Annotated in this window: 13 protein-coding genes; all 13 read right to left on the bottom strand. The window is 34.4% G+C overall.

Going from position 1 to position 12,734, the window contains the following annotated elements; translation table 11 throughout:
- Positions 1–118: 118 nt before the first annotated feature.
- The 13 genes from rplS to plsX all read right to left on the bottom strand — a co-directional run bounded on the left by rplS (position 119) and on the right by plsX (position 12,726).
- Entirely contained in the window at positions 119–469 is a 351-nt protein-coding gene (gene rplS, locus EDD62_RS02365; protein WP_077141147.1) for a 50S ribosomal protein L19, read from the bottom strand.
- A 154-nt stretch (positions 470–623) separates the two neighbouring features.
- Positions 624–1,289 carry a tRNA (guanosine(37)-N1)-methyltransferase TrmD gene (trmD, locus tag EDD62_RS02360; protein WP_123807389.1) on the bottom strand — a complete coding sequence of 222 codons (666 nt, stop codon included), beginning with the start codon at positions 1,287–1,289 and terminating at the stop codon, positions 624–626.
- Entirely contained in the window at positions 1,286–1,786 is a 501-nt protein-coding gene (gene rimM, locus EDD62_RS02355) for a ribosome maturation factor RimM (RefSeq protein ID WP_123807388.1), read from the bottom strand. The genes trmD and rimM overlap by 4 nt, the downstream gene beginning before the upstream one ends.
- Positions 1,787–1,921: 135 nt before the next feature.
- On the bottom strand, positions 1,922–2,200 hold the full coding sequence (rpsP, locus tag EDD62_RS02350; protein ID WP_077140404.1) for a 30S ribosomal protein S16: 279 nt from the start codon (positions 2,198–2,200) through the stop codon (positions 1,922–1,924).
- A gap of 104 nt (positions 2,201–2,304) precedes the next feature.
- Positions 2,305–3,663: a signal recognition particle protein gene (gene ffh / locus EDD62_RS02345; protein ID WP_123807387.1), complete on the bottom strand. Its 1,359-nt coding sequence runs from the start codon at positions 3,661–3,663 to the stop codon at positions 2,305–2,307.
- A 75-nt stretch (positions 3,664–3,738) separates the two neighbouring features.
- Positions 3,739–4,119, bottom strand: a complete 381-nt coding sequence (locus EDD62_RS02340; RefSeq protein ID WP_170152752.1) for a sigma factor-like helix-turn-helix DNA-binding protein — start codon at positions 4,117–4,119, stop codon at positions 3,739–3,741.
- 7 nt (positions 4,120–4,126) lie between these two features.
- On the bottom strand, positions 4,127–5,362 hold the full coding sequence (gene ftsY, locus EDD62_RS02335) for a signal recognition particle-docking protein FtsY (RefSeq protein ID WP_225971358.1): 1,236 nt from the start codon (positions 5,360–5,362) through the stop codon (positions 4,127–4,129).
- On the bottom strand, positions 5,363–8,902 hold the full coding sequence (gene smc / locus EDD62_RS02330; protein ID WP_170152751.1) for a chromosome segregation protein SMC: 3,540 nt from the start codon (positions 8,900–8,902) through the stop codon (positions 5,363–5,365).
- A complete protein-coding gene (rnc, locus tag EDD62_RS02325) occupies positions 8,902–9,630 on the bottom strand; it encodes a ribonuclease III (RefSeq protein ID WP_077140408.1) in 729 nt (242 codons plus the stop codon). The genes smc and rnc overlap by 1 nt, the downstream gene beginning before the upstream one ends.
- A gap of 117 nt (positions 9,631–9,747) precedes the next feature.
- Positions 9,748–9,975, bottom strand: coding sequence for an acyl carrier protein (locus tag EDD62_RS02320; protein WP_077140409.1), 228 nt, complete (start codon positions 9,973–9,975; stop codon positions 9,748–9,750).
- Between the two features lie 78 nt (positions 9,976–10,053).
- Positions 10,054–10,791 (bottom strand): 3-oxoacyl-[acyl-carrier-protein] reductase, encoded by a 738-nt coding sequence (gene fabG, locus EDD62_RS02315; protein ID WP_123807384.1) that lies wholly within the window; start codon positions 10,789–10,791, stop codon positions 10,054–10,056.
- Positions 10,784–11,743, bottom strand: coding sequence for an ACP S-malonyltransferase (locus EDD62_RS02310; protein ID WP_170152750.1), 960 nt, complete (start codon positions 11,741–11,743; stop codon positions 10,784–10,786). The genes fabG and EDD62_RS02310 overlap by 8 nt, the downstream gene beginning before the upstream one ends.
- Complete coding sequence (plsX, locus tag EDD62_RS02305; protein WP_077140412.1) at positions 11,743–12,726, bottom strand: phosphate acyltransferase PlsX; 984 nt, start codon at positions 12,724–12,726, stop codon at positions 11,743–11,745. The genes EDD62_RS02310 and plsX overlap by 1 nt, the downstream gene beginning before the upstream one ends.
- Positions 12,727–12,734: the final 8 nt, after the last annotated feature.

Here is a 12,734-nt window from a genome sequence, read left to right as displayed (position 1 = left end):
CAGGTGATCAAAACGATAAATTTGTTATTTAAGCCCATTCAAAAAGAATGGGCTTAAATAAATGTATATAAAATAAAAAAAGGAAAAGCCTTGTATTGTAAGGCTTTTCCTTTTACTATTATGTGCGACGACGTTCTTGGATACGCGCAGCTTTACCACGTAACTCACGTAAGTAGTAAAGTTTAGCACGACGTACCTTACCTTGACGCATTACTTCAATCTTGTCGATTTTCGGTGTATGCACTGGGAATGTACGTTCAACACCTACACCGTAAGAAATCTTACGAACTGTAAATGTTTCAGAAATACCGCCACCACGACGCTTAATGACTACACCTTCAAATACCTGAATACGTTCACGATCACCTTCGACGATACGTACGTGAACACGTAAAGTATCACCAGCGCGGAATTCAGGAATATCATCGCGTAGTTGCTCTTTCGTAATGTCTTGGATTAATTGATTAATCATACTATCTCTCCTATTTCTTCAATAATCTTGATCATCATTGTGTCAGTGGATTATTGGTAATCTGTGCTTTCACACTTGATATATATTACCATAAACAATGTTTAAGGTCAACTTTTTATGTTGATGAAATATATTTTAATAAACTCAAATATTATAACAAATCGGGTCTTCTTGCTTCAGTTCTAGCATAACTATCTTGTTGTCTATAGGCTTCAATTTTCGCATGATCTCCACTCAATAATACATCTGGAACAGACCATCCATTAAACTCTCTAGGTCTAGTATATTGCGCATGTTCTAATCGACCATCACTAAAAGAGTCCTGTTGATGACTTAATTCATTACCTAATACGTCTGGTACCAATCTAACGATCGCATCCGTCATGACCATTGCTGGAAGTTCTCCCCCTGTCAGTACATAATCCCCGATTGAATATTCATCAGTAACTAAATGCTCTCTAATTCGCTCATCATACCCTTCATAATGACCACATATGAAGACAATATCTTCACATTCACTAAATGATTTTGCATCTCTTTGAGTGAACGGCTTTCCTTGAGGACATAGTAATATAACCCGACGATTCTCATTCGGTGGTAACGATTGTAAAGCATTATAAATCGGTTCAACTTTTAACACCATACCTTGGCCACCACCGTATGGATAATCATCTACTTGTTGATGTTTATTTCCACTATAATCTCTAAAGTTAACACAATTAAATGTGACATTATGAGACTGGGAACGTTTCATAATCGATGAATTGATCACACCATCAAACATCTCAGGGAACAATGTTAAATATGTAATAATCATTCAATCATCCCTTCCAATGATTCAATAATAATCTTTTGCTCATCGACATTAACAGACTTAACAACATCATCAATATATGGAATGTAATATTCTTTTTCTTTATGTTTAACTACCCAGACATCATTCGCACCTGTTTCAATAATCTGGCTCACCTCACCAATAGACTCACCATAATCAAATACTTCACACCCGATGATTTGAGAATATAAAAACTCACCCTCTTCAAGTGATTCGACAACTTCTAGTGCGTCAGCATACACATCACATTGCTTGTATTGTTCAACATCATTTATATTATTTTTTCCTTCAAATGTTAACATATACATTTCTTTATGCACTCTTACCGTTGCAATCGTCAATTCGACCAACTGTCCATCATATTTAACTTGAATGACTTTGCCAACTTGCAGACGTTCTTCTAGAAAGTCAGAGTTTGACTGAATCTTCACTTCCCCTTTGATACCATGGGTATTTGCAATTCTGCCGATTTTTATCATAGAACACCTCTTCTTTTATACTATATTATACTCTCGCATGATTAAGGTTTAATTTATATAAATTATACATTGTGTGGTCAAAAAATTAAACCACATCCAACTGAATGAATGTGGTTTATTCACTATACAAAATAATTACTTACTTTGTTTAGATTCATGGAATTTCTTCATAATACCTTGTTTAGATAAGATATCACGAACTGTATCTGTCGGTTGAGCACCATCGCCTAACCATTTAAGTGCTAATGCTTCGTCGATACGAACTTCTTCAGCTGTACCTTTAGCCACTGGGTTGTAGTCACCGATTTGTTCGATGATACGACCATCACGAGGTGCACGAGCATCAGCTGCTACGATACGGTAATAAGGGTTACGCTTAGAACCCATACGAGTTAATCTTAGTTTAACTGCCATATTTATTCACTCCTTCTTTTTCAATACTTATATACTATAACAAGATTAATTTAAGGCGTCAATATAAAATGTTGACATCAATTTAAATAACGTATTTTAATCTTTTAAAATGGCAAGTTCATCCCTGCGAATGGGTTGCCTTTACGGCCTTTCTTACCTTTTCCTTTATTTCCTGTGAATTGCTTCATCATCTTCTTCATTTCATTGAATTGTTTCAATAACTTATTCACTTCAGATAACGGTCTACCCGAACCTTTAGCGATACGCTTCTTTCGAGATGGGTTAATAATTGCCGGTTGGTCTCGCTCTTCATCTGTCATTGATAAGATAATCGCTTTGAAATAGTCAATTTGTCGCTCATCGAAGTTCGCATTATTCAACATTTTTTTATTCACACCTGGGAACATTCCAAGAATTGTTTCGAGGCCGCCCATATTTTGCATTTGATCCATACTCGTTAAAAAATCATTGAAAGAGAATTCGTTTTTGCGCATACGCTGTTCCATCTCTTTCGCCTTGTCTTCATCGATCTGACCTTGAGCTTTCTCAATTAGACTCATCACATCTCCCATACCGAGAATACGACTTGCCATTCGTTCAGGATGGAACGGCTCTAAACCATCCATCTTCTCACTCATCCCGATAAATTTAATCGGCTTCTCAGTCACTGCTCTAATACTTAATGCAGCACCACCACGCGTATCACCGTCTAACTTCGTTAATGTTACACCAGTAATATCTAGTTGATCATTAAAACTTTCAGCGACATTCACGGCATCTTGACCTGTCATCGCATCGACAACAAGCATGATTTCATCTGGATTCACTAATTCTTTAATGTTAGATAGCTCTTCCATCAAATCTCCATCAATATGAAGTCTACCTGCTGTATCGATAATAACGAAATCCAAATGTTCCTCTTTCGCATGTTGTAGTCCTTGTTTGGCAATTTCCACTGGGGAAACTTGATCTCCTAATGAAAATACTGGTATATCTATTTGCTTACCAACTGTTTTGAGTTGATTGATTGCAGCGGGTCTATATATGTCTCCTGCAATTAGTAATGGTTTTTTGTTATGTTTTTTACGCATATTAAGTGCTAATTTACCTGCAGTTGTCGTCTTACCCGCACCTTGCAAACCAACCATCATGACAACCGTTGGTGGCTTTTGACTCATATTAATCTTTGTTTGTTCATCACCCATAATATGAGTTAATTCTTCTTGAACAATCTTAATGACTTGTTGACCTGGTGTTAATGATTCCATTACATCCGCACCAAGTGCTCTTTCTTTAACCGTTTGAGTAAATTGTTTTACTACTTTAAAGTTAACATCCGCTTCTAATAATGCAAGGCGTACTTCACGCATCATTGCTTTAATATCAGCTTCCGTCACTTTACCTTTACCTTTAATTTGTTGAATCGTTGATTGCAGGCGTTCACTTAATCCTTCAAATGCCATACACTCACTCCCTATCATCATATACATTTGTTATTACAACGTGTATATATTATTTCGTTTTAGTTCATTCATATATTATAACGTATTTACAATATTTAATAAATCATCTATAGATTCTTTCAACTCGTCTTTTTCTTTCAGAGTGTGATGACTTTCTGTTGAATCCGAATATATTTTTTCAATCTGACGCTGTATGCTGTGTAATTGTTTTTGTATATCCAACTTTTTTTGTAACCACTGCGTAGTCTGTTCATACTCCTCTAATTGTTGAATTGTTCTTGATAAGTTATTAGACACTGCTTGTTTACTAATATGATATAGTTCACTAATTTCAGTCAGTGAATAATCTTTCGCATAATATAGGTCTAAATATTTTTGTTGTTTTTCACTTAAGAATGGATTGTACATATCGATGAGTTCATTAATATAAATTATATCTTCAATAGATTGACTCATGTAATTATCATCCTTTATCCATATCGTCATTAGAAGCTTCAATCATGTCAGCAAATAAGCCATAGACATATCGTTCAGCGTTAAACGGTTGTAAATCATCAAGCTTCTCACCTAATCCAACATACTTAACTGGAATACTTAATTCATTACGTATTGCAAGAACGATACCACCTTTTGCTGTTCCATCAAGCTTCGTCAATACTATGCCTGTCACATCAGTGACTTCTTTAAATGATTTAGCTTGTGATAATGCATTTTGGCCTGTCGTTGCATCTAATGCAAGCAACACTTCATGAGGTGCTTCAGGAATAACTTTTTGAAGTACACGTTTGATTTTACCAAGTTCATTCATTAAGTTCTTCTTGTTTTGAAGACGTCCTGCGGTGTCACAGATTAATACATCAACACCTTGTTTCTTTGCCGCATGAACAGCATCATACATTACTGCTGCTGGGTCACTGCCTTCAGCTTGTCTAACGACTTCAACTCCTACTCGATCGCCCCATACTTGTAATTGATCGATTGCTCCAGCTCTAAACGTATCTCCTGCTGCAAGCATGACAGTTTTTCCTTGTGCTTTGTATCGATGAGCTAGCTTACCAATAGTCGTTGTCTTCCCGACACCATTGACACCTACCATTAAAATAACATTCAATTCACCAGCTGTAATATTCATCTCTTCATCAAGTGTCTCATCTTGGTTATATATTTCTACAATCTTCTCAACAATAATTTCTTTTAGATAAATTGTTTCTGTAATATTCTCTTTTCTTGCATAGTCACGCAATTCATCTGTTAGATCCATAACGGTTTGAAAGCCTACGTCCGCTTGTATCAACATTTCTTCTAACGCCTCAAAGAAATCTTCATCCACAGTACGATATTGACTCATTAAGTTATTTAATGCACCTTGAAATTGTTCACGGCTTTTCTCTAAACCTTGCTTAAATTTAGCACCAATTTGTTCAGATTCCCACTGTTCAAATTCTTCTAGGCTCATCAATCCACTATCATTATCGAATTCATCTTGCGCAAAGACAACCTCTTCTGGTGGTTCAATGACACCTTCAGTTTCTTGTTCTATGTCTTGTTCTACATGATGTTCTTCATCAGTGACATGGGCTTGGACACTTTGTTGTTGACGTTTTCGTTCTTCAAGCTTTTCTAATTCTATTTCTTCTGGAAATTTAACTGGCTCATCTTTTGGAACAAATGCTTTTTTTAATTTATTAAATAAACTCATTTAGTTAACTCCTTCCATTTGATCAATTTCTTTAAGATTTACGCTTACAAGTTTTGAGATTCCAGATTGTTCCATGGTCACTCCAAATAGTCTATCTACATTTTCCATCGTCCCTTTACGATGCGTAATGATAATAAATTGAGTGTCTGATTTTAACTGATTTAAATAATTTGCATAACGAATTACATTGGCATCATCTAATGCAGCTTCAACTTCATCTAAAATTACAAATGGTGCACTTCTGACCTTTAATATCGCAAATAATAGTGCAAGTGCTGTGAGTGCTCTCTCTCCACCACTCATCAATGATAAACTCTTTACTTTTTTACCTGGTGGTTGAATAAATAATTCAATACCTGCTGTCAAATAGTCCTCTTCAGTCAATTGTAATTCAGCTTGACCTCCACCAAAAAGCTGTGCAAATGTTTCTTTAAAATGATTATTTATTTCATCAAATGTATGCTGAAATCTAGTTCTCACTTCATTATCTAACTCTTGAATTATATGTGTCAACGTATTGTATGCTGATTGTAAGTCATTTCGTTCATCGTTTAAAAAATCATACCGAGTCTTAACCGTTTCGTATTCTTCAATCGCATTCATGTTAATTGATCCAAGTTCATCAATTGATTTTTTGAGTAATTTAACTTTTTGTTTCGCGTTTGCTATCTCTTCAGTTAATCCATAAGTTGATTTTGCTTCATCATAACTTAACCTATAATCTTCGCTTAATGCTTCAATATGTTGCTCGATTTGAATATCAATACGCGCTAATTTCTGTTTGGCTTGATTAAGTTCTGTTGATTTCATTTGTATCATTTCTGAGAATTGCTTTAGGGATGTATCATTTTGATTAATTGTTGAATCTATTAAACTTAATTTTTGTTGCCATGATTCTATTTGATTAATTGTCTGTTGAAGTGATGCATTAATATTTAATAGTTTCTCTTCAAGTTCTATAATTTGCTGTTCATTTTGTTCATCATCAGAAGATGTTCTAGTCTTTTTGTCATGAATGTATTTGATTTGAGCGTCAATATCTTTCAGACGATGCTGATATTCAACAATTTTCGATTGACTATGTTTAATGTCGGTTTGAACTATATTTAATTCAACATTCAGTTGTTGCTCTTCTTCAATCAATCGTTCTTTCTCTTTTGCTCGTTCTTCATCTGTTTGAGACGTTCTCTCTAACAATTGTTCTAAGTCATTTAATTTTTTTGAAATACTTTCCTTCTCTTCACGAAGTATACTTAATTGTTGAACCCCTTCATTAGAACTAGAATCCACTTTTATAAATTCGATTTGTTCGGTGATGAAGTCTTTAGACTCTAATGCTTTCATAAGTTCTAAATCGATTGAATTAACTTTTTCACTTATTCGACTACCTTCCTCAGAGCACATCGATAAGTCACTTTGTAATTCCTTCAATTTAAAGTATTGTTCACTAACCGTTTGTTCCAAGTTATTTAATTTTTGTTCATATAACGGTGTACTCTTTATCATAGATTCATAGTCAGCTTTATCGTTTAATACCGACGTCGTAGTATTTTTATACCCTCCAGTCATCGAACCACCAGGGCTTACAATCTCACCATCAAGTGTCACAATCCTTACCTTATAATTCATTTCACGACTGATTTCATTCGCATTTGCCAGTGTATCGACTAACACGGTTTTAGATAACGCTTGTTCCATAATATATTTATATTTAGGTTGATACTCTATGACTTCATGACACAATCCAATGTATCCATTCATATGTCTTATCTGCTGAACATTGAGTATATTTTGTTGTGACACTGACTCTATCGGTATAAATGTCGCTCTACCTTTTTTATGATCTTTTAAAAATTGAATTGCACGTCTAGCATCAACTGATCGATCGACTACAATTGATTGCAATCGATTTCCAAGGGCCGTTTCGATCGCAGTAACATACTTAGAATCAATTTTAATTAAATCGGCAACTGTTCCATGAATACCTTTTAAATGTGTTGAATTTAATATTGCTTTTACCCCTTGAAAATAGCCCGATAAGTTGTCTATATTTCGCTTTAACATACCAATTTTATATTGATGCTCTTGGAAAAGACGCTTTGCTTCAGTCAATTTCGATCCATTTTGTTCGTATTGTTGCTGTAACGTTTCAATTGTTTGATTCAACTGCTTGTATTCAATTCTTTTCTCTTCTAATTGTGTATTTAATTGGCTTAACTGTTGCCTTAAATCTTCTTCTTTATCCTCTAATACAGTTCGCTCTTTTAGTAGTTGTTGATGTCTTTTTTCGAACCGTTGTCTTTCATGAGATTTCCGATCTAAGTCATTCTCAATCATGTGAATTTCATTCTTTAATTCGACTTCTTTTGTTTTAATCGCATAATATTCATCTCTAATATCATCGATTGACCGTGTATTGTCGGAATCAATATTTGTTCGTTGTGATTTAAGATCATTAAGTTGATTAGTTAATGCTAATCCTTTACTTTGATTCGATGTGATATCTTTATTTAATTGTTCAAGCGAAGCGTTGATTGAATTTTCTTCTTTTGTCAACTGCTCAAGTTGATCTATTAAATCATCTTGTGATTGACTTCCCATATTAATTCGTTCTTTAATCAATTCGATTTGTCCATCATATCGAGTCTTTTGTTCAATTTCTTTGACTCTCTGCTGATGTAGCTCTGAAATTTGGTCTTCTAACGTTTTACGCTCTTCTTTATTATTCTCTTGTTCATTGGATAGTTTTTTATAGCGAGATTTATTTAATTCAATAATATCTTCTAGTTCTAACACATGCTTTTTTATTCGATCATAAGCTTCATTTTGATGATGAATCTCATAGACATGTGTTTGAACATCGACCGTTTTCAATTCATCAGAAAGCGCTAAGTATTCTTTCGCAATTTCACTATCTCTTTTTAACGGCTCTACTCTTGATTCAAGTTCGCTTAATATGTCATTCACTCGATTTAAATTATCGATTGTTTTATTTAATTTATCACTAGATTGTTCTTTTTTCTTTTTGTATTTCAACACGCCTGCAACTTCTTCGACATATACTCGACGATCAATAGCTTTAGCATTTAAAACTTCATCTACTTTTCCTTGTGATATAATACTAAACGCATCTTTTCCAAGTCCAGAATCCATAAATAAATCGATAACATCTTTTAATCTTGCCGGTTCTTTATTAAGTAAATACTCACTATCACCATTACGGTATAATCGTCTTGAGACAATCAATTCATTATCATCTATATTCAGCGCTCCACTTGAATTATCTAGAAATAGAGTCACCTCTGCGTAGTTTAAAGGTTTTTTCGTTTTTGTGCCTGAGAAGATCACATCTTGCATTTTTTGACCACGTAGTTTTTTTGCAGACTGCTCACCAAGAACCCATTTAATCGCATCCGTTATATTACTTTTACCAGATCCATTAGGCCCAACAATTCCGGTAATTCCTGCATCAAATTCTACAGTTACTTTATGGGCAAATGATTTAAATCCGTACGCATCTATTTTTTTTAGATAAACCACTACATTTTGCCTCTTTCGTATTTTTGCAACGCTACTTTAGCAGCATCTTGTTCACTCATTTTTTTCGTACGTCCAGACCCTTTACCAATGATTTCACCATCAATCATACATACAGATGTAAATAGTTTGTTATGTGCCGGTCCATCCTCTTCAATTAATTCATAAGTAACTGTTTGATGCGTTTTTTGGTGAATATATTCTTGGAGCTGTGTTTTATAATCAATCACTTCAGTAATCGATTGGCTTTCAACAACTGGATAAATATATTCAGTTAAAAATGACTTTACGACTTCATAACCTTGATCTAAATATAGTGCACCAATGAAAGCTTCGAACACATCAGCAATTAATGCAGGACGCATTCTTCCACCTGTTTTTTCCTCTCCTTTACCGAGTAAAATTAAACGATTCAAATTTAACTGATTTGCATAAATTACAAGTGATGGCTCACACACTATCGCAGCTCTCATTTTAGTTAATTTACCTTCAGGTAAATGGGGATAGTTATGATAGACATAATTCGATACCATCAATTCTAATACTGCATCTCCTAAAAACTCTAACCGTTCGTTATGACTTAATTTCGGCAATTTAAAATCATTGACAAAAGATGAATGTGAAAATGCTTGTTGAAATAATTCTAAGTGATTATATTCCAAGTGCAGTTGATTCATAAATTCATCAAATGATTGATTAAAATGGTGAAGTAATTTCTCTTTCTTAGACATAATGACCTCCTCAATATATTGTGCCTTTAACAGTTCATTTTTTCATTATACCATGACAAAATTCGATAATACATAATAGATAAAGACACCTAAATCAATAGGTGTCTTTTAGTAAAATTATAATGAATCAATGTAGTTGATTGCATCTCCAACCGTTTGGATTTTTTCAGCCTCTTCATCTGGAATCTCAGTATCGAACTCATCTTCAAGTTCCATAACAAGTTCAGCAATATCTAATGAATCCGCTTCTAAATCTTCTTTAAATGATGCTGTTTCAACAACTTTTTCACGTTCTACGTCTAATTTATCTGCGATAATTTCTTTAATTTGTTCAGCGTTTGCCATTTTATTTCACCTCCTTAAAAAGGGTCTTTCATATTATACAATTTATACTATAATAAATAAATTAATTCATTTAATTAATTAATTCATAAACATACCGCCATTGACATGTAATGTCTGACCATTTATATATCTCGCTTTATCACTTGCTAAGAATTCTACCGCATTCGCTATATCCTCAACATCTCCAAATGATTTCATTGGAATTTGTGCAAGAATCTTCTCTTTAATTTCATCACTGAGTTCGTCTGTCATATCAGATACAATAAATCCAGGTGCAACTGCATTACATGTAATACCTTTCGGTCCGAATTCTTGCGCTACTGTTTTTGTCAAACCGATAACCCCCGCTTTACTTGCAACATAGTTTGCTTGCCCAGGATTACCAGTGACACCTACAACACTAGAAACATTAATAATTTTGGCCGTTGGATTTTTAAGCACTAATCTAGAAGCTGATTTTATAACGTTGAATACACCTTTTAAATTCGTGTCAATCACATCATTAAAATCAGTTTCTTTCATTCTCATGAGCAATGTGTCTCGTGTAATTCCTGCGTTATTTACGATGACATCAATCTTTGTATGTTCTGACTTAATATGTTTGAACATTTCTTGTACTGACTCCATATCACTTACGTTACATTGGTACACTTCTGAAGTAGCTCCTAGTGATTCGATTTCTTCTTTTACAGACAATGCTTTTTCTTTATTTCCTGCATAATTTACAATCACATGATGGTCTGGTTTTGCAAACTTCAATGCAATCGCTCGTCCTATCCCTCTTGAAGCACCAGTTACTAAAACAATTTTACTCATCTAAATACTCCTTTGCTTCTTTAATCGTTTGTATACTTGTCACCTTAAATGCATCTTTATTATAGCCTTTTTCTTTAATAATTATCTTCACTAAATTTGCTAATACTGATTGATTACCAACTTCTATAAATTCTGTTGCACCTAATTCAATCGCTCTTTCAATCGATTCAACAAATCGAACAGGTGAGTATAACTGCTTCACTAAATGATCAATTAATCGTTCCTGTACTTTCTCTTCTTTGGCACTATAATTCCCAATGATTGGCTTCATACTACTAGTCGTGTTCAATTGTTGAACATACGATTTAAATGGTTCTTCTATCGTTTTCATCAGTGGTGAATGGAATGGCCCACTCACATTCAATTGAATCGCCTTTTTGGCGCCATATTCTTTGCATCGGCTGACAAATTCTTCAACGGCATTATAGTGTCCTGTAATGACAGTCTGTGATGGCGTATTAAAGTTCGCTATCGATAGTCGATGGTTTTCTTTATCAATCATCCCTATCAACTCTAACAACTTGTGATCATCCATCTTTAAAATTGCTGCCATACTTCCAACACCTTTAGGGTATGCATTATCCATCAATTCACCACGTTGACGAGTTATTTTAACACCATCATCTAAAGAATATACTTTACTTGCCGCAAGTGCAGTAAGTTCACCAAGACTATGCCCAATGTATAAATCTGCTTCAAAACCTAATGATTCCATGTATTGATACAAGACGATACTGTGAATATATAAAGCGGGTTGAGTATTCATCGTAATATTTAGTTGAGCTTCATCCGTATTCACTAATGATTCAAAGCTTTGATTTACTACATTTGATAGTGCCGTGATTTGTCTATTCACATGTTGTTTAGTTTGTTCATCAATCCCTTCTACCATCTTTTCAAACATACCAACTGTTTGAGAGCCTTGTCCTGGAAATAATACAACTTTTTTCATCATTCGTCACTTCCTTCAAGGATTGAATACTTTATTTTTTGCGTCACTTCATTTTGTGTTAATTGATAACACTGTCTTAAACCTGAATAAATAGCCTTCTCATTACTTGAGCCATGTGCTTTCACTAACGTCCCGTCTAACCCTAGTAAAATCGCACCACCATACTCAGTATAATCAAGTGTCTTCTTAACATCTTTGAACGCATGTTTTAGTGATAAAGCACTGAATTTTCGAATGATATTTTGCATCATACTCTCCTTGATGACATCCATCATAAATGATGCTGTACCTTCAATAGACTTCAACACCATATTTCCAGTAAAGCCATCAGTTACTACTACATCTGCACTGTCTTTAAGTATTGATCTAGACTCTACATAGCCTATGTAATTCAAGTCTGTTTCTTTTAATCGTTGATGTGTCTCCTTCGTTAAATCTGTCCCTTTCTTTTCTTCAGTCCCAATATTTAACAGTCCAACCGTTGGAGCGCTGATGCCGTTCATTTTTTCCATATAAATCGAACCCATTTTTGCGTATTGTACCAAATGTTCCGGTTTATTCTGACTGTTTGCACCAATATCTAAAAAGAAAAATCCTTTAGTCGATTTAGTAGGTAACATATTCGCAAGTGCTGGTCGCTCAATCGTTGGGATTCTGCCCAAAATAAAAAGTCCACCACTCATTAAAGCCCCCGTACTACCTGCCGATAATCCGGCAACTTCTCGATGTTCTTTCATGTATTGAATCATTTGCATCATACTTGAATCTTTCTTACGCTTGACACTTCTTACAGGGTCATCTTCCATTGTTACAACGTCTTCACAATGGATAAACTCAATCCGCTCATGATCAAAGTCATTATGGTCTTGATGACCAAACACTAAAATTTCCACATCATTATAATCCTTAACAAATTTGTTTACAGCTACTTTAGTTACATCAGGTGCATTATCTCCACCCATTAAGTCTATTGCAATTTTCATTGTTATCC

This window comes from Abyssicoccus albus, assembly GCF_003815035.1.
GTDB classification, from domain to species: domain Bacteria; phylum Bacillota; class Bacilli; order Staphylococcales; family Abyssicoccaceae; genus Abyssicoccus; species Abyssicoccus albus.
This window is presented reverse-complemented; position numbering and strand designations above follow the sequence as displayed.